Annotated in this window: 25 protein-coding genes; 13 read left to right on the top strand and 12 right to left on the bottom strand. The window is 35.0% G+C overall.

The features are described from left to right. Positions 1–62 precede the first annotated feature (62 nt). From JMA43_RS08465 to JMA43_RS08445, 5 genes are all read left to right on the top strand, one after another. Positions 63–683: a TetR/AcrR family transcriptional regulator gene (locus tag JMA43_RS08465; RefSeq protein WP_342156066.1), complete on the top strand. Its 621-nt coding sequence runs from the start codon at positions 63–65 to the stop codon at positions 681–683. A 43-nt stretch (positions 684–726) separates the two neighbouring features. Then, a complete protein-coding gene (locus JMA43_RS08460; RefSeq protein ID WP_342156065.1) occupies positions 727–1,971 on the top strand; it encodes a TolC family protein in 1,245 nt (414 codons plus the stop codon). Positions 1,972–2,028: 57 nt separating this feature from the next. Then, on the top strand, positions 2,029–3,111 hold the full coding sequence (locus JMA43_RS08455; protein WP_342156064.1) for an HlyD family secretion protein: 1,083 nt from the start codon (positions 2,029–2,031) through the stop codon (positions 3,109–3,111). Between the two features lie 3 nt (positions 3,112–3,114). Further along, positions 3,115–4,713, top strand: coding sequence for a DHA2 family efflux MFS transporter permease subunit (locus JMA43_RS08450; RefSeq protein ID WP_342156063.1), 1,599 nt, complete (start codon positions 3,115–3,117; stop codon positions 4,711–4,713). Between the two features lie 100 nt (positions 4,714–4,813). After that, the gene (locus tag JMA43_RS08445) at positions 4,814–4,954 is read left to right on the top strand and encodes a hypothetical protein (protein WP_342156061.1); all 141 of its coding nucleotides are present in this window, start codon (positions 4,814–4,816) and stop codon (positions 4,952–4,954) included. A 9-nt stretch (positions 4,955–4,963) separates the two neighbouring features. On the opposite strand, the gene JMA43_RS08440 is transcribed toward JMA43_RS08445, so the two are convergent. Beyond that, on the bottom strand, positions 4,964–5,620 hold the full coding sequence (locus JMA43_RS08440; protein WP_342156060.1) for a uracil-DNA glycosylase family protein: 657 nt from the start codon (positions 5,618–5,620) through the stop codon (positions 4,964–4,966). 58 nt (positions 5,621–5,678) lie between these two features. Between JMA43_RS08440 and JMA43_RS08435 the strand changes: the two genes are divergently transcribed. Beyond that, entirely contained in the window at positions 5,679–5,807 is a 129-nt protein-coding gene (locus tag JMA43_RS08435; RefSeq protein ID WP_342156059.1) for a 30S ribosomal protein THX, read from the top strand. A 364-nt stretch (positions 5,808–6,171) separates the two neighbouring features. Here the strand turns inward: JMA43_RS08435 and yaaA are convergent, their stop codons facing one another. The 3 genes from yaaA to JMA43_RS08420 all read right to left on the bottom strand — a co-directional run bounded on the left by yaaA (position 6,172) and on the right by JMA43_RS08420 (position 8,669). Further along, positions 6,172–6,933, bottom strand: a complete 762-nt coding sequence (gene yaaA / locus JMA43_RS08430; protein ID WP_342156058.1) for a peroxide stress protein YaaA — start codon at positions 6,931–6,933, stop codon at positions 6,172–6,174. A gap of 108 nt (positions 6,934–7,041) precedes the next feature. Beyond that, on the bottom strand, positions 7,042–8,082 hold the full coding sequence (locus JMA43_RS08425; protein ID WP_342156057.1) for an RluA family pseudouridine synthase: 1,041 nt from the start codon (positions 8,080–8,082) through the stop codon (positions 7,042–7,044). A 17-nt stretch (positions 8,083–8,099) separates the two neighbouring features. After that, positions 8,100–8,669 (bottom strand): PASTA domain-containing protein, encoded by a 570-nt coding sequence (locus JMA43_RS08420; protein ID WP_342156056.1) that lies wholly within the window; start codon positions 8,667–8,669, stop codon positions 8,100–8,102. A gap of 137 nt (positions 8,670–8,806) precedes the next feature. Here JMA43_RS08420 and JMA43_RS08415 point away from each other — a divergent pair, with 137 nt between their 5' ends. From JMA43_RS08415 to JMA43_RS08400, 4 genes are all read left to right on the top strand, one after another. Then, entirely contained in the window at positions 8,807–9,787 is a 981-nt protein-coding gene (locus tag JMA43_RS08415; RefSeq protein WP_342156055.1) for a D-alanine--D-alanine ligase, read from the top strand. Positions 9,788–9,842: 55 nt separating this feature from the next. Further along, a complete protein-coding gene (gene coaD / locus JMA43_RS08410) occupies positions 9,843–10,301 on the top strand; it encodes a pantetheine-phosphate adenylyltransferase (RefSeq protein ID WP_342156054.1) in 459 nt (152 codons plus the stop codon). Between the two features lie 72 nt (positions 10,302–10,373). Next, positions 10,374–12,593, top strand: a complete 2,220-nt coding sequence (locus JMA43_RS08405) for a PAS domain-containing sensor histidine kinase (protein WP_342156053.1) — start codon at positions 10,374–10,376, stop codon at positions 12,591–12,593. Next, entirely contained in the window at positions 12,580–12,981 is a 402-nt protein-coding gene (locus JMA43_RS08400; protein ID WP_342156052.1) for a response regulator, read from the top strand. Before JMA43_RS08405 ends, JMA43_RS08400 begins: the two co-directional genes overlap by 14 nt. Before the next feature lie 2 nt (positions 12,982–12,983). Here JMA43_RS08400 and JMA43_RS08395 read toward each other — a convergent pair whose 3' ends face one another. Next, positions 12,984–14,657 carry a SulP family inorganic anion transporter gene (locus JMA43_RS08395; RefSeq protein WP_342156051.1) on the bottom strand — a complete coding sequence of 558 codons (1,674 nt, stop codon included), beginning with the start codon at positions 14,655–14,657 and terminating at the stop codon, positions 12,984–12,986. A gap of 162 nt (positions 14,658–14,819) precedes the next feature. Between JMA43_RS08395 and JMA43_RS08390 the strand changes: the two genes are divergently transcribed. Beyond that, positions 14,820–16,556, top strand: coding sequence for a M14 family metallopeptidase (locus JMA43_RS08390; protein WP_342156050.1), 1,737 nt, complete (start codon positions 14,820–14,822; stop codon positions 16,554–16,556). A 173-nt stretch (positions 16,557–16,729) separates the two neighbouring features. On the opposite strand, the gene JMA43_RS08385 is transcribed toward JMA43_RS08390, so the two are convergent. Beyond that, positions 16,730–17,311, bottom strand: a complete 582-nt coding sequence (locus JMA43_RS08385; protein WP_342156049.1) for an NUDIX hydrolase — start codon at positions 17,309–17,311, stop codon at positions 16,730–16,732. 7 nt (positions 17,312–17,318) lie between these two features. Here JMA43_RS08385 and pyrE point away from each other — a divergent pair, with 7 nt between their 5' ends. Both pyrE and JMA43_RS08375 read left to right on the top strand, forming a co-directional pair. Next, entirely contained in the window at positions 17,319–17,957 is a 639-nt protein-coding gene (gene pyrE / locus JMA43_RS08380) for an orotate phosphoribosyltransferase (protein WP_342156048.1), read from the top strand. Positions 17,958–17,966: 9 nt separating this feature from the next. Next, entirely contained in the window at positions 17,967–18,362 is a 396-nt protein-coding gene (locus JMA43_RS08375) for an SRPBCC family protein (RefSeq protein WP_342156047.1), read from the top strand. A gap of 80 nt (positions 18,363–18,442) precedes the next feature. Here the strand turns inward: JMA43_RS08375 and JMA43_RS08370 are convergent, their stop codons facing one another. From JMA43_RS08370 to JMA43_RS08345, 6 genes are all read right to left on the bottom strand, one after another. After that, on the bottom strand, positions 18,443–19,909 hold the full coding sequence (locus JMA43_RS08370) for a DUF389 domain-containing protein (RefSeq protein WP_342156046.1): 1,467 nt from the start codon (positions 19,907–19,909) through the stop codon (positions 18,443–18,445). Positions 19,910–19,918: 9 nt separating this feature from the next. Beyond that, positions 19,919–20,992, bottom strand: coding sequence for a mannose-1-phosphate guanylyltransferase (locus tag JMA43_RS08365; protein WP_342156045.1), 1,074 nt, complete (start codon positions 20,990–20,992; stop codon positions 19,919–19,921). Next, entirely contained in the window at positions 20,992–21,591 is a 600-nt protein-coding gene (locus tag JMA43_RS08360; RefSeq protein ID WP_342156044.1) for a SprT-like domain-containing protein, read from the bottom strand. The genes JMA43_RS08365 and JMA43_RS08360 overlap by 1 nt, the downstream gene beginning before the upstream one ends. Before the next feature lie 12 nt (positions 21,592–21,603). Next, entirely contained in the window at positions 21,604–22,287 is a 684-nt protein-coding gene (locus tag JMA43_RS08355) for an SDR family NAD(P)-dependent oxidoreductase (protein ID WP_342156043.1), read from the bottom strand. Positions 22,288–22,300: 13 nt separating this feature from the next. Continuing rightward, positions 22,301–23,263: a M28 family metallopeptidase gene (locus tag JMA43_RS08350; protein WP_342156042.1), complete on the bottom strand. Its 963-nt coding sequence runs from the start codon at positions 23,261–23,263 to the stop codon at positions 22,301–22,303. A gap of 266 nt (positions 23,264–23,529) precedes the next feature. After that, complete coding sequence (locus tag JMA43_RS08345; RefSeq protein WP_342156041.1) at positions 23,530–25,173, bottom strand: pyruvate dehydrogenase complex dihydrolipoamide acetyltransferase; 1,644 nt, start codon at positions 25,171–25,173, stop codon at positions 23,530–23,532. Between the last annotated feature and the right edge of the window lie 5 nt (positions 25,174–25,178).

Genomic DNA, 25,178 nt, shown 5'->3' with positions numbered 1-25,178 from the left:
TTAAACAATCGTTTAATTTAAACATTTGTTTAATTTTGCCTCGGATTTTTAACATTCATACTATGGAGTTAAACGAAAAACAAATCAAAATACTTGATGTAGCAGAAAAGATGTTTGCCGAAAATGGTTATGACGGCACTTCCATTAGAGCTATTGCAAAGGAAGCAGATATAAATATCGCGATGATTTCGTATTATTTCGGTTCAAAAGAAAAACTGCTAGAGCATCTACTAAAATCTAAAACTGCAAACTTTACGATTGAGTTGGAGAATGCGTTGGCTACTTCTACAGATTATTTAGAGAAGGTAGACAATGTAATTTCATTATTAGTAAGACGTATTCACAAAAGCAGACGTATATATAAAATTATTCATTTTGAATATTCAAACGAGAATCGTCATATCGATTTTAAAAGTTATTTAGATTCAAAAAGGAAAAACTACGAGCTTATCGAGAAGTTCATCAAAGATGGGCAAGCTGCGGGGGTGTTCAGCAAAAAAGTAAACATTCCTCTTATTTTCCCTACGGTTTTAGGAACTTATTTCAACTTCTATTACAACAAAAAATCGTACGAAGAAACATATCAAATCAATCCGAAAATTTCTTTAGACGATTTTGTACATACCACCCTTACCGAACATATTAAACAAACAATTAAAGCACTTTTAACATATGAAGTATAAATTCATTTTGATATGCCTATTAGGTTTTTTAGGCATTAAAAACATGCAAGCACAAGAAACTTCGCTTACTTTAGAAGAAGCCATCAATTTGGCCTTACTAAACAGCGACGAATCGAAAATTGCAGATACCAAAGTAAACACAGCGGGTTACGAGGTTAAAGTAGCCAAAGGAAAACGCTATCCAGATGTAAAAATAGCTGGGCAATACCAACACCTTACAAAAGTTAATGCCGATATTAAATTAGACACAGGTTCTGATGGTTCTGGTACTGAACCCGACATTAGTAGTGTGATGTTTGGACAAGCTACAGCTTCTCTACCCTTATTTTCGGGTTTTAAGCTTAACAACTTAGTAAAGGCGAGTAAAAACAATTACGAAGCGGCTACACTTGATGCAAAAAGCGAAAAAGAAAATATTGCTTTACAAACAGTTTCAGCATATGTAAATCTCTACAAAGCACATAAAACAGTGGAGTTGATTTCTGAAAATTTAAAAAGCGCTCAACAGCGTGTAAAAGATTTTTCGGCGATGATGGAAAACGGACTCTTAGCAAAGAATGATTTGTTAAAGGCACAGCTTCAGGAGTCGAATATTGAGGTCAGTTTAGAAGAGGCTAAAAAAAATGAAAACATTTTAAACTACAGTTTAGTAACCACACTAAAAATGCCTGCTGATACTAAAATTGCTATCAACGATGATAATTTTCAGCTAACATTAATAAACGAAGAAAACGACAGCATCCAAAGAAGCGATTTACAAGCGCTGTTATACAGAAAAGAAGCTGCCAAAAACAACATAAAAATCGCACAAAGTAAATACTATCCTAGCATTGCTTTGTTAGGCGGATATGTTGCGATGGATGTTAAAAATGTACTTACCGTTACAGACGCAATGAACTTTGGCGTTGGTGTATCATACAACTTAGCTGATATTTTTAAAGCTCATAACGAAGTAAAAGTTGCTAAAAGTCAAGCTGAAGAATTACAACACACCATAGACATGGTTCAAGACAAAATTATGGTTGAAGTAGAAAATGCCAATCAAGAATACAATTTAGCCAATAAAAAATATGATGTTTACCTAAAATCGGAAGAACAAGCTACCGAAAATTACCGTATCGTAAAGGATAAATATGACAATGGTTTGGTAGATACCAATGATTTATTAGAAGCCGATATTGACCAATTACAAGCTAAAATTAATTTAGCTTATTCAAAAGCAGATATCGTGAAAAAATACTACGAGCTTTTAAATGCTCACGGACAAATAAACACAGAGGTAAACTAATTATAGTAGGCCTTAATTTTTAAACAAAAGCGAAATAATCGACTAGTATATAACAACATGGAACAAAAGAAAAAAACAAATAAGAAATTCACCATTATCATTGGTTCATTAATAATTATCGGAATTATTTATGGTGTTGTAAAGTTTGTGCATTCATTATCGCATGAAGAAACAGATGATGCTCAAATAGAAGCAAACATGAACCCAATTATCCCACACGTAGGCGGATATGTAAAAAAAGTATATGTAAGTGATAATGCCAAAGTACAAAAAGGAGATACTTTATTTACGATTGATCAGCAAGATTATTTAGTACATTTAGAGCAAGCAAAAGCAGCATTAGTTGCCGCTGAAAGTCAACTTATCGTAGCTAAAACAAGTATTGGTTCGTACCAAGCACATGTAGCAACTTCAGATGCACAAGTAAACTCGGCAGCAGGGAATTTAGAAACTGCAAAAATTACATTATGGAGAGCCGAAAACGATTTTAAGCGTTACGAAAATCTTTATAAAAATCAATCGATAACAGCGCAACAATACGAAGAGGCTTTAGCCGCAAAGCAAGCTGCAGAGAAACAATTAGAAGTACTTAAAAGTCAGCAAAAAGCTAGTGCTAGTCAACGTAACGCTGCGGTGTCTCAAACCGAAATTTCAGAAAAACAAGTAGCAGTTGCCGAAGCAAATGTAAAAAGTGCGCAAGCGCAATTGGAGGCTGCGAAACTAAATTTAAGTTATACCTATGTTACTGCGCCAATCGACGGACAATTATCTAATGTAGATTTACAAGAAGGACAATTTGTACAACCAGGACAATCATTATTTTACCTAGTAAACACAAATAACAAATGGGTAGTTGCAAACTTTAAAGAAACACAGTTAGAAAAAATGACAATTGGACAGCGTGTAACTATTGAAGTTGATGCGTATCCAGATGATGTTTTTGAAGCAAAAATCACTGCATTTTCACCAGCAACAGGAGCAAAATTTTCGTTACTTCCTCCAGACAATGCTTCTGGTAACTTCGTAAAAACTATTCAGCGTCTTCCTGTAAAAATTGATTTCACCAATGAAAATGATGCAGAAAAACTAGCAAAACTTCGTTCTGGAATGAATGTTTTGGTAGATGTACATTTAAAATAAATTATGGCAGAAACAGCACAAGTTCAAGCACAAGACGAAGACAGTTTAGTTGAATACGGTTTCACCAGAGTCATAATTACCATTACGGCTATTTTATGTGCCCTGCTAGAAATTGTAGATACAACTATTGTTAACGTTGCTTTAAACGATATGAGAGGAAGCTTAGGAGCTTCCCTCACAGATATTGCATGGGTAATTACTGCCTATGCAATTGCAAACGTAATTATTATTCCGATGACGAGCTGGTTGTCAAAACAATTCGGACGACGAAATTATTTTGCAGCTTCCATCATGATATTTACCATTTCTTCCTTTTTATGTGGAAATGCCACAAATTTATGGGAGTTGGTTGCGTTTAGATTTATTCAAGGTATGGGTGGTGGTGCTCTTTTGGTTACCGCTCAAACTATTATTACAGAAACATATCCTGTTGCCAAAAGAGGTATGGCGCAAGCTATTTATGGAATGGGAGTTATTGTAGGACCTACTTTAGGACCTCCGCTTGGAGGGTATTTAGTAGATAATTACTCATGGCCGTATATTTTTTATATCAATGTGCCTATCGGAATTATCGCTACTTTTTTAACCATTCTTTATATTAAGAGTCCAAAGTACGGCGAAAAATTAAAAGCCAGTCAGGTAGATTGGTGGGGAATTGGATTACTCGCAGCTTTTATTGGTTCGCTACAATACATTTTAGAACACGGACAGCAAGACGACTGGTTTGCAGATAAAACCATTGTTATTTTAAGTGTAGTTTCAGTTTTAGGATTACTGCTCTTTATTTGGAGAGAACTCGTGTACGAACACCCTGTGGTAAACCTAAGAGTATTGAAAGATTACAACTTGAGAATTGGTACCATTTTAACCTTTATTCTCGGGTTTGGACTCTATGGTTCTACATTCGTAATTCCGATTTACACACAGTCTATTTTAGGGTGGACAGCTACTGATGCAGGACTATTACTAGTGCCGAGTTCAGTTACCACTGCACTCATGATGCCAATTATCGGAAAATTATTAGAGCGTGGCGTTCCACAGAAATATTTAGCAGCCATCGGTTTCGGAATCTTCTTTATTTATAGTTATTGGATGTATTCGGTGATGACACCCGACACAGGTACCGAACATATGTTTTGGCCTTTAGTAGCGCGTGGATTTGGTTTAGGACTCTTATTCGTACCTATTACAACACTTTCTTTATCAACTTTAAGAGGAAAGGACATTGGAGAAGGAGCTGCATTTACAGGAATGATGCGCCAATTAGGAGGTTCCTTCGGAATTGCCATAATTACCACTTTTGTAGCTAGATTGAGTCAGCAACACCGTGTAAACTTATTACCAAACTTATCGAAAGTTGATTTTGAAGTACAGCAACGTTTACAAGCATATCAGCAAATGTTTATGTCGAAAGGTTTTAGCGTAAACGAATCCTTAAACAAAGCATATCAACTTATGGAAGGAAGCATCACACTGCAAAGTACAGTACTCTCGTATATGGACATTTTCTTATACCTCGGAATTCTGTTTTTACTCTGTGTACCTTTTGTATTGATGATTAAAAAAGGAAGCGGAAAAGTTGATGCATCAGCAATGCACTAACTCGCTAAATGCTAAACCATTAACATAATTTTAAAATACCTTTATGAACAATTTTTTATTGTATTTCTTATATTGAATTAAATCAAAAAACCAATAAATTATGAGTACAATAAAAGATAAAAAGTGGAAAAGAAAGCATGAGCAAACAAATCCTACCAACCCAACTGGGAATAGGAATATTAACACGAATAAGTTTGATATTGATGAAGAAACAATAAAAAATCAGCAGAATAAAAAATAGTAATCAATATCACACAAAATAATTAATATACTGAAGCACCCTAAAATCAATTGTATTGAGGTTAGGGTGTTTCTTTTTTAAATTTTTATAGTCTGCAAGCGCCCCTACTGCTCTATTCGCAGCTCCAGATGGCGCAGTTAAGGACACAGTTTTTATCGCACGTCCTTCAAATGTAAACTGATGTACTCTTGGTACTTCAGAAGAAATTACTTCAAACATTAACCCCTTACTTTTTAATTGTTTTCTGAAAAGATATTCAGGTCCGTTTTTACTATTTCCTCCCATAAAAAGTAGTGTAGCTACGGAAGGATTTTCATGCAAATAAGCAAACATATCACGACATTTTATATTCTTCATTCCTAAGTCGGAAGCATCAATTGTTTCTCTTTCTGCGGAAGCAACAATGTCGCAAATTCCAATTCCGTAGGAAGCTAAAAATAACTTTCGTTGTGTAACAGCTTCTTCTGTATTTTTATAGGTAAGATTTAAACTGAAAATTCTATCTAAAATTGACCATAAATAGCCATCTCTACTTCCGTAGGAAAAATTAACATCGTCTTCCTTTAGTTCGTTTACAGAAAATCTCGGCGGCGGTAAAGTGCCAACAATTAATTTAGTTGCATTTGCAGGAATATATGGCGCATACGGATGCCGATGTAAAAACATAAACTTGATTTAGTCTAACAAATTAAGTAACTTTAGGAAAATACAAAATGAAATTGATATGGGAAAAGGAGATAAAAAATCAAAACGTGGTAAAATCAACAGAGGGAGTTATGGCGTAAAACGTCGTCGGAAAATTAAAAAACAACCTCCTATTGAAGAACGAATTAGTGTGGATACGAAAAAATAGTAGTTTACATTAGCAGCTTACTTTATAATATACTATTTACTAAAAGCTACATAATTAATATTCTTTTCATTTTTGTCTTGACACAAAAACGAAACAAAAAAGTCAAGACTGATTTAAAAAGCATGAGAAAATCTACGGAACCATCCTCCACAGATTAAAAGAACTCGCTTCGCTCAAACAGCTTTTAATCTATTAGTCCACACTGCCTCCTTGATTTTCAATACTTTTTCAAAAGGTCGATTCTCAATAAAAATTACACTAGCCATAATAATTCGTCACCCTGAATTCAATTCAGGGTCGCATAATGCTGTATGAAATTCTGAAACAAGTTCAGAATGACGCTAAAAATTATAGTTAGATAAAATTAACGTACAAAAACCAATTCGTTTTTCTTTTTGGTGTATTCTTCGCTAAATGAATATCCGTCGTAGTTAAACCCTTTTAAGTCTTCAATGGTTTGCGCATTGGTATCAATAATATATCGCACCATAGACCCACGTGCTTTCTTAGCAAAGAAACTGATAATTTTAAGTTTATCGTTCTTCCAATCTTTAAAAACAGGGGTAATTACAGGAACTTTCAATGCTTTATCGTCTACTGCGCCAAAATATTCGTTACTGGCTAAATTGACAAAAAGTTCGTCGTCAGAAAGCTCATTATTTAATTGAGCTGTTATTTTTTCTTTCCAGAATTCGTATAGATTTTTCTGCTTTCCAACAGGAAGTTTTGTACCCATTTCCAAACGGTATGGTTGCATTAAATCTAATGGTTTTAACACGCCGTACAATCCGCTTAAAATTCGCAATGTGCTTTGTAGTGTTTCTAACTTTTCCTTCGGAATTGTATAAGCATCCAAACCTGTATACACATCTCCGTTAAACGCATATACTGCTGGGCGTGCATTTTGAGGTGTAAAAGGTGTTGTAAACTCCTGATTTCGTTGCCAATTTAAATCGGCTAATTTTTCAGAAATACTCATCAATTCTGACAAATTCTTAGGCGATTTCTTCTGAAGCACCGCATTTAACTTTTCAGCTTCAGCTAAAAAAACAGGCTCGGTATATTTATCTGTTGGCAATTTCGAATCAAAATCTAATGACTTTGCTGGGGATACAACTATTTTCACGGGTGTAATCTTTTAAAATTCAACTTATTTATAGGATAAAGATACTATCAAAAATTAACTTTTGTAGCAGCTCTAGTTCATTGTTTTCTATCTATAAATTGAAAAAATCTATTCTTCAGAAATTTCTTGATGCTTGGCATAACCCCTCCACTTTTCGAAGCATTGTTGCATGTCTTCAGGAATTTCAGAATCGAAACGTAAAAACTCTCCTGTTACAGGATGCTCAAAACCTAAAGTTTTTGCATGTAGGGCTTGTCGAGGTAAAATTTTAAAGCAATTTTCTACAAACTGTTTGTATTTGGTAAAGGTTGTTCCTTTTAAAATTTTCTCGCCACCGTAGCGTTCATCGTTAAAAAGTGTATGGCCAATGTGTTTCATGTGCACACGTATTTGGTGTGTACGGCCCGTTTCTAGCTTACACGAAACTAAGGTTACATAGCCAAATCGTTCAATAACTTTATAATGCGTTACAGCCTCTTTTCCGTGTTCGCCATCTGGAAAAACATACATTTGAAGTCGGTTTTTTGGATGCCTTCCAATATGCCCTTCAACCCTACCTTCGTCTTCCTCTACATTGCCCCAAACCAAAGCTACATACTCGCGCTCACTCGTTTTATTAAAAAACTGTTTTGATAAATGTGCGAGTGCTTCCTCGGTTTTCGCAATAACCAAAAGTCCGCTAGTATCCTTGTCAATTCGGTGTACCAAACCTGGGCGCTCATTGCTGTTTAATGGCAAATTATCAAAATGGTAAATAAGTGCGTTGATAAGCGTTCCAGAATAATTTCCGTGACCTGGATGCACTACCATCCCTGCAGGTTTATTAACCACCAAAAGGGTGTCATCTTCAAAAACAATGTCTAACGGAATGTTCTCTGGAGTTAGTAAATACTCATGTGGCGGATGCTCAAAAAGTACTTTCACCTCGTCGTTGGCTTTTACTTTATGATTCGATTTTACTGCAGTTCCGTTTACATAAATATTGCCATTTTTGGCCGCTTGCTGAATTTTATTACGAGTAGCATTTTCAATAAAATTCATTAAAAATTTGTCTACACGCAAAGGCTCTTGTCCTTTTCCTGCGGTAAAACTATAATGTTCGTACAGTTCGTCGTCTTGGTTAAAATCGTCTTGTGTTTCTTCTATCATTTTTCAAACGTCTACAATTACTCTACAACAACCTCAGCGTTATTTCCGTTCCCACAAACCAACTCTACTTCTGTAGTTTTTGGCAATTGGTGACCTGGCAAAATATTCTCTCCATTATAACGAACATAATACACCATATCTTTTCCTATTTCGTTGATATACGAAACCTTTGCTACACTTAGCCCAACAGCTTTCAGCATCGATTCTGCATTACGTTTGGTAACTTGTATTACGTTTGGCACACTTACTTTTCGGTAGCCAGAAGGGTTAATTGTAAGGTATATTTTACGTCCTTCTTTTACTTGATTATTTGCTTTCGGACTTTGGTCTATCACCGAAAAACGTGGGTAATCTGGATTGTAATTGGTAGAATCGAGCACCACATAATTCAAGTTTGCTTTTCCTACAATGTCTTCAACTTCTCTTAAAGATTTTTTAGACAAATCTGGAACCAATACAAACTCTCCGTGGTTGGTGGTAATTTTTAAATATTGAAGTGTTAACAGCGTTAAAACTATTAATGCTACAACTGCAAATACAAGTTGCTTCAAAAAGGTCTTGCTCGTTATAAATTTTATAAAACTCATGTTTCTATTTTATGACACAAAGATATAAAAACTACACACCTAATTTTATTTCTACGGACAATTAGGAGTAAAGTATTTTATCATTAAAATAATTAATACTTTTGATAAACGTAAAATCTCCTTATAATAATATACAAATGAAAAAAAATATTGGTGTGGTTATGGGTGGTTATTCTTCGGAATACAAAATCTCATTAAAAAGTGGCGATGTAGTTTGCAAGCACTTAAATACTGATAAATACAATGTCTATCCTATTCATCTTTTAAAAGACAAATGGGTTTATATTGCTGAAGACGGCTCTGAAACACCTATCAACAAAGGAGATTTTACCGTTACAGTTAACGGAAACAAAATTGAGTTTGACTGTGTTTTTAATGCTATTCATGGAACCCCTGGAGAAGATGGTTATTTACAAGGTTATCTCGAATTGCTTAACATTCCGCATACTTCTTGTCCAATGTATCAAGCAGGCTTAACGTTTAACAAACGTGATTGTTTGGCTACGCTAAAACCTTTCGGGATAAAATGCGCTACGTCATACTACATCAATAAAGGACAAGAAATAAATGAAGACGAAATCATCGCAAAAGTCGGACTTCCATGTTTTGTAAAAGCAAACAAAGCTGGGTCTAGTTTTGGGGTTTCTAAAGTTCATACCAAAGAAAACTTGGCAACGGCTATCGAAACATCGTTTAAAGAAGATGACGAAATTATTATCGAATCTTTTTTAGACGGAACCGAAGTTTCTGTGGGCGTAATAACATACAAAGGCGAAGTAACTGTTTTACCGATTACCGAAATAGTTTCTGAAAACGACTTTTTTGATTACGAAGCAAAATACCAAGGAAAATCGCAAGAAATCACCCCTGCACGTATCAGCGACGAAATGACGCAAAAAGTAACCGAAGTCGCCAAAAAAGTGTACACCACTTTAAAAATGAAAGGCTTTAGCCGAAGTGAATATATTTTTGTTGATAACGAACCGTATTTGCTTGAAGTAAACACCATCCCTGGGATGACTGCCGAAAGTATTTTACCACAACAAGCTACAAAAGCTGGTATTACATTAAACGATTTATTCGACAATGCTATTGAAGAAGCTTTAAACCAAGCCTAAAAGCAATTTCGTATCTTTATTGTAAATTCGAGTATACGCACCAAACAAAAACAACATGCGAAAAGCAATTTTCCCTGGGTCTTTCGACCCCATAACACTAGGCCACTACGACATTATTTCGCGCGGAATTACCCTTTTTGACGAATTGGTAATTGCCATCGGGATTAATGCCGATAAAAAATATATGTTCTCTTTAGAAGAAAGAAAGCACTTTATCGAACAAGCATTTAAAGACCAACCCAAAGTAAGTGTAATGACTTACGAAGGACTTACAGTTGATTTCTGTAAAAAAATAGATGCGCAATTTATTTTACGTGGTCTTAGAAATCCTGCCGATTTTGAATTTGAAAAAGCCATTGCACACACCAACCGTAAACTCTCGGAAATTGAAACAGTTTTCTTATTAACCTCTTCAGGAAAAAGCTATATTTCATCGTCTATTGTTAGAGATGTTATCAGAAATAATGGAGATTACACAGGATTGGTGCCAGAAACTGTACGAGTTAAACAATAATTTATGTAAATTACCTACCAAATTAACAATATCACTTAATAACTAGGGAACCCAAAAACCTACTATTAAAACATGACAAACCTACATACAATGGAGCAATGTCCATCCCCAATCGCGTTGTTCAACAACAAACTTCAACTCGTTACAGCTTCTAAAGCTTGGCATTCTCTTTTATCAGAAATTGAAGAAAGTCCGCGCAACAATTATATTTCATTTTTTCAGAATAAAATAAGTGAATACAGCAATCAACTTCTTTTAAACAATTCAAAAAATATACATTTTGAAGGCGAAGTATCTTTTGTGAAAACTGATACAAATGAACTTTACATTCACTATCTCATTCAACCTTCAGAAGAAAATTTTATAGTTTATTTAAAAGATATTTCTGCTGAAAAAGAAAATCAACAAAACAGAATACTTTTAGCACAAGCCAGTAAGATTGCGCAAATAGGAAGTTGGATTTTTAATGCTAAAAACGATACCCTGAAATGGTCTAACATCACCAAACAAATTTTTGAAGTTCCAACCGATTTTGCACCAAGTATTGAAAAGACATTGAACTTTTGTAAGAATGAAATTCAAGTAGATACACTCATTAGCAACTTAAACAAATCTTTAGAAATCGGAACTTCTTTTGATGCTGAATTGCAAATCATCACCCAAAAAGAAAACGAAAAATGGATACACTTTTGTGCCGAACCAACCCTAAAAAACGGACGTGTACACAAAGTTTATGCAACTATAAAAGACATCACTCAAAAGAAAAACATTGCTCTTGAACTGGCGCTGAAAGAAAAGCAAGTAAAAAGTTCTAAAAGAGCGCTTTTAGAAAACAAACAAGCTTTTAAAAGTATTTTTAATTCTACATTTCAGTTTACAGGGTTTTTAAATCTAAAAGGGCGGTTGATAGACATCAATGAGCCTGCGCTCAATTTTGGTGGACTACAAACTGAAGACGTTATCAATAAATATTTATGGGATACTTATTGGTGGAAAAGTGCTCCAAAAGAGCAAAAAAAATTAAAACATCATTTTAAAAAAGCTTCCAAAGGGGAGTTTGCCAGATACGAAGCAAAAATTTTAAATAAAGAACAAAAAATTATTTATGTTGACTTTTCCATCAAACCTGTTTTTGATGAAAAAAATAAGGTGAGTTTTTTAATTGCTGAAGGAAGGGTAATTCAAGAAATGGTTGAAGCTCGCAAGAAACTGAAAGAAAGTGAAAAACTTCACAGAACACTTTTAGAGCACTCTCCTACGGGTCTTGTGCTGAATGACGCACTGTCTGGAGCATTTTTAGACATGAACAATTCTTTCAAAAAAAGTACAGGTTATACTGCGGAAGAGTTGCTACGGATGAACCATTTAGACGTAATACCAAAAGCTGATAAAAACAAAGAACTTAGAGCTTTAAAAGAAGTTTTAAACAACGGATTGTACGGACCCTACGAAGGACATTATGTTAACAAAAACAACGAATTAGTACCTTCTTTAATTACACGAGTTTTAATTACAAATTCAGCAGGGCAAAAACTTATTTGGTCGGTAATTCAAGACATTACACACATTAAAGAAAAAGAAGAAGAACTGCTCGAGGTTATAAATGTTGCAAGCGAACAAAACAACCGACTGCTCAATTTTGCACATATCGTTTCTCATAATTTACGTTCGCATGCGTCTAATTTTTCTATGCTGATAGAACTTTTAGGAATCGAAGATGATGTATTTAAAAAAGTAGAAATTATCGAAATGCTAAATTCTGCTTCTAAAAACATGCTCGATACCATAGCCAATCTCAACGAGATTATTGCTATTAACACCAACCTAAACATAAAAACTGAACAAGTTAATTTAAAAAACGAAGTTGACGAAGCCTTTACAAATATTAGCGAGCTCATAAAAAGTACCTTTACCGAGGTTGAAAACAACGTTCCAGAAACAGTTTCTGTAAACGTTGTGAAAGCCTATTTAGAGAGCATTTTACTCAACATTTTCACCAATGCAATAAAGTATAAAGCTCCAAAAAGATATCCTAAAATTGTAATTAATTGCGAGCGCGTAAAAGGTTATACCGTTTTGAGCGTTACAGATAATGGCTTAGGGATTGATTTAGATAAACACGGTCATAAACTCTTCGGGATGTACAAAACTTTCCACGGAAATAAAGACGCACGTGGAATTGGACTTTTTATCACCAAAAATCAAATCGATGCGATGAAAGGGAAAATTGAAGCCGAAAGTGAAATTGATAAAGGAACAACATTTAAAATTTACTTCAATGAAAACTATTAATGCCATTTGCCTTATCGACGATGACCCGATTACTATTTTTAGCGTTAAAAAGCTCATCGAAGTAACCCAAATAACCAACAAAGTTATTTCGTTTAGCAACGGAATTGAAGCTTTGGAATATTACAAAAATTCAGAAAACCCTTTTTTCCCTGAACTCATTTTGTTGGACCTTAACATGCCCATTATCGATGGGTGGGAGTTTATTGATAGCTTTAGTAAATTCAGTATAAGTCATCAAACTCGTATTTACATTTTAACGTCTTCTATAAATCCAGACGACATTAAAAAAGTAGAAACCTATAATAAAAAGTACCCATTCACCATTAAGCATTTAATCAAACCCGTAACAAAAGATAAACTGAGTAATTTGGCTAAAGATTCGTTTTAAAACTACTCCTCTTCAATAAGTTTATATTCTGATAAAGATTTCGGGAACTTCTCTGGGTTTGCAGCCAAATGATACCTCGGATCATCTACAGCATCAATGATTACTTCTCTAAATTTTGGAGACGATTTGTATAAAAGTGCCTTACAATCTTCACTTAAATGTTTCAGTTTTATTTGTTTTCCTGCTGCCTCATACTTTTCAACAATATTGAAAATAGCTTCAATAGCTGAATGGTCGCTTACTCTCGATTCTACAAAATCAATTTCAACATTATTTGGATCTTCTTTTACGTCGAACTTTTCATTAAATGCTGAAATCGAACCAAAAAATAAAGGTCCCCAGATTTCATAAACCTTAGTTCCGTCGTCTTTAAAACGTTTACGAGCTCTAATCTTTTTAGCATTTTCCCACGCAAAAACTAAAGCAGAAATAATAACCCCTACAAATACTGCAATTGCCAAATCGTAAAAAACAGTTACCGCAGAAACAATTACCAAAACCAAAGCATCTGCCTTTGGTATTTTTCTAATAATTCTGAAACTCGACCACGCAAAGGTTTCAATCACCATCATAATCATCACACCAACCAAAGCTGCGATAGGTACTTGCTCGATATATTTATCTGTAAATAAAATAAAAGTCAGCAAAGTTATAGCCATCATCACCCCCGATAAACGTCCGCGTCCACCAGCATTGATATTAATAACCGTTTGCCCAATCATTCCGCAACCACCAGTTCCTCCAAACAAACCACTAAGCATATTTCCTGCTCCTTGAGCAATACACTCGCGATTTCCATTTCCTCTAGTTTCAGTAAGTTCATCAACCAAATTCATAGTCATTAACGACTCGATAAGTCCTACGCAGGCTGCTAAAAACGCGTACGGAAGTATAAAACTAAAGGTATCTAAGGTAAAAGGTAAATTTTGCCAAAGCTCCACATTTGGAGTTGGAAATTCTCCTTTTAGTCCAGAACCGCCTCCTTCAACAATATACGAACCTACTGTACTTACATCTAAACCACTAATTACAACCACCGCAGTGGTAATTAAAATAGCCGTTAAAGACGCTGGTATTTTTTTGGTAATTCTAGGTAATAACCATATAATTCCCATCGTAAAAAGTACCAAACCTATCATGGTGTAAAGTTCAGTTCCTTCCATAGGAATGTTGATATATTTTTTAACGCCTTCCGCAGTAATCTCTAACTTTTTGTGCGTAAACATTTTTACTTGCGCTATAAAAATTACAATTGCCAAACCGTTTACAAACCCCATCATTACTGGGTGTGGAATAAGTCTTACAAAGCGACCGAGTTTAAAAACACCCGCAACAATTTGGATAATCCCCATTAAAATTACAGCTGCCAGCAAATAATAATATCCCATATTTTCAACTGGAGTATCAAAAAGCATTCCTCGGGTATGCCCTTCAGAAATCATGGTAACAAAAATAACGGCAACAGCTCCAGCAGCCCCAGAAATCAAGCCTGGACGTCCTCCAAAAATTGCAGTTATCAACCCAATAATAAAGGCTCCAGATAAGGCAACTAACGGATCGATCTGCGCAACAAAAGCAAAGGCAACTACCTCTGGAATCATTGCTAAGGATACAGTAATCCCTGCGAAAATATCGTCTTTTGCGTTCGGAACTATTTTTCTAATAAATTCAGTCATAACAATTTGTAATTCTTTGAAAGCTATTCAACTCCATCCTTCTATCTATGAGGATGTTACCATTTTAAGGGTGCAAAACTACTCCATTTTTTTAGTTAGACAAATAGATTGCTCTACTATATTGTTATATTTTTGTACGTATAATCTGAAAAAGAATCCCCTATGAAAAAGCTAATTCCGATTTTATTTTTACTTTTTATATCGTTTTCAAAAGCTCAAGATGTTGACTTTACAACTGTTTTTGAAAAATCAAACGGAGTGGCAACAGCTACTTACCAAGAAACAATTTCTTTTTTTACTGAATTAGCAAAGCAGTATCCTTCAGTTAAAATTATAGAAGAAGGAACTACCGATAGCGGGAAGAACTTACACCTCGTTTTATTAAATCCTGATGAGAATTTCAATCTTGAAGACATCAGAAAAAACAAACGAATATTATTTATCAATAACGGGATTCACCCTGGAGAACCAGACGGAATTGACGCTACCATGATGCTCTACCGAGATATTGTTCAAGGAAAAATAAGCATCCCAAAGCATACGGTTTTGGCAACCATTCCAATCTACAATATTGGTGGTTCGCTTAACAGAAACAGCACTTCGAGAACCAATCAAAACGGACCTTTAGAATATGGGTTTAGAGGGAATGCAAAAAACTACGACCTCAACCGAGATTTTATAAAAAACGACACCAAAAACGCACAGTCGTTTGCAAACATTTTTCACTACTTACAACCCGATGTTTTTATCGATAACCATGTGAGTAATGGCGCCGATTATCAATACATTTTAACGCATCTTTTTACTCAACACAACAAACTTGGCGGAGATGCTGGTGTGTATTTGCACGAACAATTAATGCCAAAAATGATAGCTTCTTTAAAAGATAAAAACTACGACATCACTCCGTATGTAAATGTTTTTAATGAAGTTCCCGAAAAAGGATTTTCGCAATTTTATGATGCTCCAAGATATTCAACAGGTTATACTACACTCTGGAATACCTTGGGAATGATGGTTGAAACTCACATGCTAAAAGATTACGAAAAGCGAGTTTATGGAACGTATGAATTAATGCGTAGCATGATTGATATTATTGAACAAGATTATCAAACTATAAAAAAGGTAAAAGAAGCTACAAACAATTCCTTTTTGAATGCCAAAACCTACGCAGTTACTTGGGAAGTAGATAAAAATACACATTCAACTTTCGATTTTAAAGGTTTTGAAGGCGAACGAATCCCAAGTGAAATAACAGGTTTGGAACGACTAAAATACCATAGAGACCAGCCGTTTACAAAAAAGGTTTCGTATTTCGATACTTTTAAAGCCACTAAATCTGTAAACATCCCAGATGCTTATTTAGTACCAAAAGCGTGGACAAAAATTGTTGATTTATTAAAGCTGAATAAAGTAGAACTTACCGAGCTTACAGATTCAAAAAATTGGGATGTAGAAGTCTATCACATTGCAGACTACAATACGGTTTCGACTCCTTATGAAGGGCATTACCTTCATAAAAACACAATCGTTACTAGTAATAACGAATCTGTTTTTATTAATGCTGAAGATTACTTTTTAGTACAAACACGTCAGTACAGTATTCGATATATTCTTGAAACTTTGGAGCCAGAAGCTATCGATTCGTTTTTTAATTGGAATTTCTTCGATACTATACTTCAGCAAAAAGAAGGTTTTTCGCCTTACGTTTGGGAAGACAAAGCCTTAGATTTTTTAAACAACAATCCATCGATTAAGAAAGAGTTTGAAACCAAAAAAGCAACCGATAAATCGTTTGCCGAAAGTTGGTATGCTCAACTAGATTGGATTCATAAAAAATCACCTAATTACGAAAAGGCACATTTACGTTACCCAGTGTATCGTGTTTTGAAGAAATAATACATTTTTATTTTGCGTGACTACAATTATGGTCATGGTAAGCTAGATATTGTCAAATTTCACAAAGGAACAAAGGAACAAAAGAACAAAGAGACAAAGAGACAAAGAGACAAAGGTTAAATTAAGATAAACCTTAATTCTTTAACTTTTTCTCTTTTTAACTTTTACTTTTTTCAGAACAAAGTTTTAATATTCTCATACGAGTTTTCCATCAACTTAGGAACATCGCTTTCTGGTCGCCATTCTGCCAGTTCGATATTCTCCTTACATTGCGGCACCAATTCGCCTTTGTACTTACTATGCATCAAAAACCAATGTGTTTCTTTAAGCTTATAAGTACCGTTTCTTTTAAAAATATGATATGTTTTTTTCAGGAAAGAATCTATTTTGAGCTTTTTAACGCCTGTTTCTTCTTCAACTTCGCGTATTGCAGCATCTTCAATCGTTTCACCTTTATCTACTTTTCCTTTAGGTAAATCCCATTTTCCGTTTCTAAAAATAAACAGAATTTCCTCTTCTTTATTCTTCACTAAACCACCAGCAGCAACCACCAAGGCAATTTTCTTCAAAAACTTTTTCATCAAAAGCTTTTCGTCTTCATAATAAATATGAGCACATTTTATTTTACCTTTATTAAGTTGGTTAACAACATCAGCAATATCGACAGTCTCCATAAGAAACAATTTAAAATCTGTTTCTTTTTCCACTTTGTTCGTTAAAATAATGCGATGTTCATTTACAAAAACTTCATACATTTGCAACATGGTTTTAGATAAAGATACCGCTAAAAAGACAGCAGAACTTTTATTGCAAATTAATGCAATTAAGTTGAATCCAAAAAATCCTTTTACATGGGCTTCCGGATGGAAATCGCCTATTTATTGTGATAACAGAATTGTACTATCCTTCCCTCCCATCAGAAACTATGTGAGAGAGCATATGGCAAAACAACTCGAAGAGCTCTATGGTAAACCAGATGTAATTGCTGGTGTTGCTACAGGTGCTATTGGGATTGGGATGCTTGTTGCCGAAGTGCTTAGTCTTCCGTTTGTTTACGTTAGACCCGAGCCAAAAAAACATGGTCGAGGAAACCAAATTGAAGGTTTCTTACACAGCGGGCAAAGTGTTGTGGTTGTCGAAGACCTCATCAGTACTGGAAAGAGTAGTTTAAATGCCGTTAAAGCTTTAAAAGACGAAGGTGCTGTAGTAAAAGGAATGATTGCCATTTTTTCGTATGGTTTTGATATTGCTGAAGAAAACTTTAAAGAAAGTAACGTTTCGCTACACACATTGAGCAATTACGAACATTTGTTGCAACAAGCTGTAGATACCAACTACATCAATGAAAAAGAATTAAAAACATTACAGGACTGGAGAAAAGACCCAGGAAACTGGAAATAACAAAACCTTATGAAGTTAGAAACTGATAAAAAAACGGTTAACAAATCGGCTGAAGAATTGTTTAATTTTTTAGGTGATGTTAAAAATTTTGAAAAACTAATGCCTGAAAACATTAGTAAATTTGAAGTTTTAGAAGATGATAAATTTCTGTTTGCCCTAAAAGGAATGCCAGAAATTGTATTAAAAATGAAAGAAAAGCAACCTCATAACAAATTAGTTTTGGGAGCTGCAAGCGATAAACTTCCTTTTACACTTACTGCAGACATCGAAAGTATCGATGCTAACACAAGTGAAGCTAAACTTACTTTTGAAGGAGAGTTTAACGCGATGATGGGAATGATGATAAAAGGCCCAATCACAAGCTTTATCAACACATTAACAGACAACATGACAAACGTTGCTTAACGTTTACAAACAGTTATAAAAACAAAAAAGGTTCAGATGTTTCTGAACCTTTTTTTATGCTTATAAGTAAAACACAATTGTTAATCTACGTGTTTTACTTCTACTTTATCATTTTTCATACGGACTTTAAGCCAATCGGTAAGCTTTTTTGATTCTGCTTCCTTTTTAGATGTCGAAATTCCGTTCCATTTCACAATAAAAACAGGGATGGTATCGGTCGTTTTAAAATCAGTTTTAATCTCGTTTCCGAAACCTAATTCAGAGACATCGCTGTAATTAATTTTAATTTCACGACTTATTTCTTCAAATGGCACTTCGTTGTATGCAAAACGACTTAAGCGCTCAATTTCTTTTTCAAGCACTTTTATTTGTTCGTCTTTCGTAGCTATTTCTTGTTTCTTAGCTTCATACAATTCGCTTACGTATTGAAATTTATCTTCAGAATCGTTTTTCTCACCACCCATAATAATCAATTCTGTATCTTTCAATGCAGAATATGATTGCATTTGCGTACGCCATGTTTCTTGGATGTTTGCAGGAACAGCTTCGTCTCCCATAAACACAATCTCGATTTTAGGGTCTACACCTTTATTATATTCAACAGTAGAATATTTATCCAACATAAATCCGCCTCCAGCAAATTTGTAGGTTTTGATTTCTTCTGAAATAAATTTATTCGCCTGATTTTTAAAATTCGATTCTTGTAAAACGTCATAAAAAGTTTTTCCTGCAGGAATCATTACCAAAATAGCAAATATCGAAGCTACCTGTGCAATGCGCTTACGTTTTTTCGAATTCACATATTTTACCATCGGGAAACGCAACACTTTTAATACTAAAAATGTAGCCAATGCAATAAAAATAGTATTGATTAAGAACAAATACATTGCTCCAAGAGCGTAATCTAAATTCCCTTTTGCCAGTCCGAAACCAACTGTACAGAGTGGCGGCATTAAAGCTGTTGCAATTGCAACTCCAAAAATTACACTCGCAATGGTTCCTTTTTTTGCACGAGCAATAACTAATGCTGTACCTCCAAAAAACGCTATCAATACATCTCGAATATCTGGTGCTGTTCTAGCTAATAACTCAGACGATTCGTCGCGTAACGGGAATAATTTAAAAAATAAAAAAGCCGTTAGAATACTCAATACTACCATGACGGCAAAGTTTTTAAGCGATCTTCTAAGGGTATCAATATCGTTAATTGCCAAAGACATCCCGATACCTAAAATAGGACCCATAAGTGGCGAAATTAACATGGCTCCAATTACAACTGCGGTAGAGTTGGCATTCAATCCAATAGATGCTATAAAGATTGAACAAATCAAAATCCATGAAGTGTGCCCTTTAAAAGGAATATCGTTAATGATACTTTCTTTAGTCGCTTCTTGATCGGTATTGTTTCGAATATCTAAAAGCTCCGAAAAAAACTTTTTCAAGCTCCCTACAAAACCAGAAAAGTCTCTCTTTACCTGCTCCTGACTGCTATTATCGGTAGGCGTAATATTATCTTGCCCTAATCCGTTTTTATTTTCTTCTTCCATTTTTGTTTACTATGAATCAGCAAATTTGTTGTTTAATTTTTTAAGTAGGTCTTTTATTTCTTGCTCTTTTTTCTTTGGGTAAATCAAGAGTTTATCTTTTTCGTCAATAACGATATAATTTTTTAATCCGCCTACAACAACCGTCTTCCCTTTTGTTGTATGAATAATATTGCCCTTACTATTTTCTAAGAGTGCTTTGGCATTTACCACAGCGTTTTTATTTTCATCTTTTGGCAATTCATTATACAAAGCGCCCCAAGTTCCTAAATCGTTCCAATCGAATGACGCTGGCAACACATAGATGTTTTTTGAAGGCTCCATAATTGCATAATCAATCGAAATATTCTCAGCTTCTGGGTAAGTTTCAGCTATAAATTCTTTTTCCTCATCAGTATTAAGACTTTCAAATCCACTTAAAAATTGATTTAGCATAGCGGTTTGATACTTCTCAAAAGCATTCAACACACTTTGTACACTCCACACAAATATTCCTGCATTCCATAAAAAGTTTCCTTGTTTGATAAACTTCTTCGCAGTTTTATAATCTGGCTTTTCGCAAAATCGCTCTACTTTTTTTACAACTTCGGTTGCATCTTTTTTATGCTGAATATACCCGTAACCCGTATTCGGAAAAGTTGGTTTGATTCCAAGTGTCATCAACACATCGTTATTTTGGCACGTATCAAAACACAACTGAATATCTTTTATAAAACTAGCCTCATCCTCAATCCAATGATCGCTTGGTGCAACAACCAACATTGCATCTGGATTTTCTTTTTTTATCTTCAAAGATGCATACAAAATACACGGCGCTGTGTTTCGCATAGCTGGCTCTAAAATTACCTGCTCGTCTTTTACTGTTGGAAGTTGTTCTTTTACTAAACTTCCGTATTCATTATTTGTTAAAATGTATATGTTTTCTGACGGAATAATAGCACTTAACCTATTAAATGTTTTTTGGATAAGTGTTTCTCCCGTTCCTAAAATATCATGAAATTGCTTAGGCAGTTCGGCTGTACTCACAGGCCAAAAGCGAGAGCCAATTCCTCCTGCCATCAATATTGCATAGTAGTTTTTATTCATCAATCATTTATTAATTCAACCTCTGCATTAGGCTGAAAAAGATACACTCTACCAGAGCTTATCTCCACACATTCGTATCTCTTAATTCGTTTATTCCCTTTCTTAAAAACCTTCCCGTTATAAATTCTAAAAACGCTTCCAATTGGGAGTTCAAAGATATAATTTTTATCGTTTTGAGGATCAAATTCTTTTAATGCTACCGAGAGGATTGCATCGGTATCGCTACTCGCTTTCGGATTCTTAAAATGTCTAGCCAAAACAGGCAATAAATTACTCGGAAAAACTTCCGGACGAATAAACGGTAACATTAATTGCTGAAACGTATACTTCCATTCTTGCCCATGCGGTTTTATTTGCCTTCCGTATTTTGTAAAAGCTACCAAATGGGCTATTTCGTGTACCAACGTAATTAAAAATCGGTATTTATTTAAGTTAGCATTTACCGTAATTTGATGACTTCCATCGGGTAACTTTCTATAATCACCATGGCGAGTAACACGTTCATTTACAATTTTTAGATGCACATGATTGTGTTTTATAAGCTCAAAACAAGGAGCAACTGCTGCCTCTGGTATGTATTTAGAAAGTATTTGCTGCATGAATCGATTGTTTTACGGCGTACTATTGCTTACCTGCAACATCTTTCCGTTGTAAAACCTATGTCCGTTTTCAGAAAATTCAGCAATATAACTTGCCATTTCTTCTGGTGTTGTTGGCGCTTGATAGCCAGGAAAAGCTTCTGCCAGCATCTCTGTTTGTACAGCCCCTAGCGCTAGTACATTGAATGACGGACCAGATTCTTTATATTCTTCAGCCAACAATTCTGTCAGCGTAATTACTGCACCTTTGGAAGAACTATAAGCCGATAATCCTGGGAATTTCATACTTCCTTGCACACCTCCCATACTGCTAATCGTTACTACATGCCCAGCGGATTTCATAAAAGGAAGTACAAGCTGCGTAATCGCAAACACTCCAAACACATTTACGTTGTACACATGTTTTACTTCTTCTAAAGAAATTTCAGAAAAAGGTTTGTTTACAATACTCCCCGCGTTATTGATAAGAATATCTACTTGTTGCCAATTTTCTTCTATAAAAGTTTTTACTTTTTGTAATTGATTTTCTTCGGAAATATCGCAATCGAACGCCGTTACATTCGGTAAATTTAACGTGTTTACAGGGTTACAATTTCTAGAAAGTGCCAATATTTGATGCCCTTTACTAGCCAGCAACTGAACCAATTCAAACCCAATACCTCTACTTGTTCCTGTAATAATTATGTTTTTTGTCATTCTAAATTTTAGCTTATAGACTGTTCATTTTTATTTCTTTAGACGAAGTATTTGCCATTTTTTCTAGCACAGGAATCATTTCGTTTACAACTGTTGCCATATGCTGAAAGTCCATTTCACTTATTTCATCATCTACGTGGTGATAATATGGATAATTCTCAAAATCGAACGTGCAAATAGTTTGCGCTGGCACTTTAAATTGTTCGTAAAATGGATAATTATCGGAACGTTTAAAAAGCTTATACTCTCCTGCTTTTGGTAAAAATCCAACAATATCTTTCCCTGCATAAGTATTTATCTTTTCTGCCATATTACTTTCTTTGAAACCTGTAAGATAAGTTAAAGTTTCACGCTTCATCGGTACCCCAATCATTTCAAAATTAACCATTGTGTAGAGGTTGAAGTCTTCATTTTTAAGCTTTTCAGCTAGATGTTCAGAACCTAAAAGTCCTTTTTCTTCCGCAGAAAATAACACAAATAATATACTTCTTTTATTTGTTTTCTGAGTTCCAAAATATTTTGCAAACTCAATAACAGCAGCAGTTCCAGAAGCATTATCATTTGCTCCATTTGCAATTTCATCGCCTGCTACTGGTTTTCCGTTTCCAATGTGGTCGTAATGCGCTCCAATTACGATGAATTCATTTTTAAGCGTAGGGTCGTTCCCCTCCACCATTCCTACAATATTATAAGTAGGTTTATCGAAATTTGTAAGCGTATCGTGATAGCTTTCGAAATATGATTTTACGCCATTCTTCTGAAAAATATTTTCAATATAGGCAGCTGCCGAATTTATTCCGTCGGTTCCTGCTTCTCTCCCTTTTAATTCATCCGAAGCCAAAAAAGATAAGTTCTTCTCGATAGTAACTGCACTTACAACACTCGCAGATTTTGAAGTTTTTTCTGTAGAAGTAGACTCGGTAGTTGTTTTACATGCAATTGCCAATATTGACAATGCTATTAAATATTTTTTCATCTAGTTTTTATTAATTGTTTTCTTGAATATCCGTAATATATCAAACCAAGATTAAAATGTCAGGTCGAGCGTAGTCGAGACCTTATTTAAAACTTGTTAAGCCAAATAACCTCTCGACTACGCCCGAGGTGACAGTGCATTATGACAGATTGCGATAATAATAATTATTTTACAAGCAATTTAAGTTTTAAACCGCTTTATTTAGGCATTTAAATATACCAAAAATCCCGCATAAAGCGGGATTTTAAAAATATATTGGATGTTTGTTATGCTAACATCGTTACAGGGTTTTCTAAATACGCCTGTAGTGTTTGTAAGAACTGAGCTCCTGTAGCACCATCAACTGTTCTGTGATCGCAAGCTAAAGTAACTTTCATAGTATGTCCTACTACAATCTGACCATTTTTAACCACTGGTTTCTCAACAATACTTCCTACAGAAAGAATTGCAGAGTTTGGCTGATTGATAATTGATGTAAACTCTTGAATACCGAACATTCCTAAGTTAGAAACTGTAAAAGTACTTCCTTCCATTTCTGCTGGAGTAATTTTTTTGTTTCTCGCTTTTCCTGCTAAATCTCTTACTTGAGAACCAATTTGAGTTAAACTCATTTGGTCTGTAAATTTCAATACAGGAACTAAAAGTCCGTCTTCTACAGCTACTGCCACACCAATATGAACATGGTGGTTATACACAGTAACATCTCCTTTCCAAGTAGTATTTACTTGAGGATGTTTTTTAAGTGCCATTGCACATGCTTTAACTACCATATCGTTAAAAGAAACTTTGGTATCTGGTAAAGCATTTATTTGACCTCTAGAAGCCATTGCATTACTCATATCTACTTCAATAGTTAAGTAGTAATGAGGCGCAGAGAACTTAGATTCTCCTAAGCGTTTTGCAATAGTTTTACGCATTTGAGAGTTTTTCTTCTCTTCTGTATGCTCTTCTCCTGCTGGCACAAACGGCATAGCCTGTGATGCTGCAGCTTGTTGAGGCGCTTGTGCTGGAGCAGATTTTGCTTCAGCTGGCTTTTTATAATTCTCGATATCTTTCTTTACAATACGTCCGTTTTCTCCAGAACCTGTAACATTTGAAAGATCAATTCCTTTATCTTCTGCTATTTTCTTAGCCAATGGCGAAGCAAAAATTCTACCATTTGCAGCCGATTTAGTTTCGGTAGTTGTTGAAGTAGCTTCTGCTTTTGGAGCTTCCGCTTTTGGCGCTGTTTCTTTTTCTTCTGAAGAAACTTTAGCCTGAGCACCACCACCTTGAACAGCTGCCAATACTGCAGCAACATCTGTTCCGTCAGGACCAATGATCGCTAGAACATCGTCTACTGGAGCAGATTGTCCTTCTTCAATACCAATATGAAGTAATTTTCCTGAGTAGAAAGACTCAAACTCCATTGTAGCTTTGTCGGTTTCGATTTCGGCTAAAATATCGCCTTCCTCTACACTATCACCTACTTTTTTAAGCCATGAAGCAACAGTTCCTTCCTCCATTGTATCACTCAAACGCGGCATAGTAACCACTTCTACTCCTGCAGGAATTTCGGTACTTGCTGGTGCAGCAGTTTCTTTTGCTGGCGCTTCTTTAGTTTCTTCTTTAGCTTCAGCTTTTGGTTCAGAAGCACTACCAGATCCATTAATTAAACCTGAAATATCTTCTCCTTTTTCTCCAATAATTGCCAAAAGTGAATCTACTGGAGCTCCATCGCCTTCAGCAATCCCAATATGAAGTAATGTCCCTTCGTGAAAAGATTCAAACTCCATAGTAGCTTTGTCGGTTTCGATTTCAGCTAAAATATCACCTTCTTCTACTTTATCTCCTACGTTCTTAAGCCATTTTGCTACAACACCTTCTTCCATGGTGTCGCTCAAACGTGGCATGTTAATGATTTCTGCCATTATTT

Source organism: Joostella sp. CR20 (genome assembly GCF_038433465.1).
Classification (GTDB): Bacteria; Bacteroidota; Bacteroidia; order Flavobacteriales; family Flavobacteriaceae; genus Galbibacter.
The sequence above is the reverse complement of the archived record's forward strand: the minus strand, read 5'-3'. Positions and strand labels throughout refer to the sequence as shown.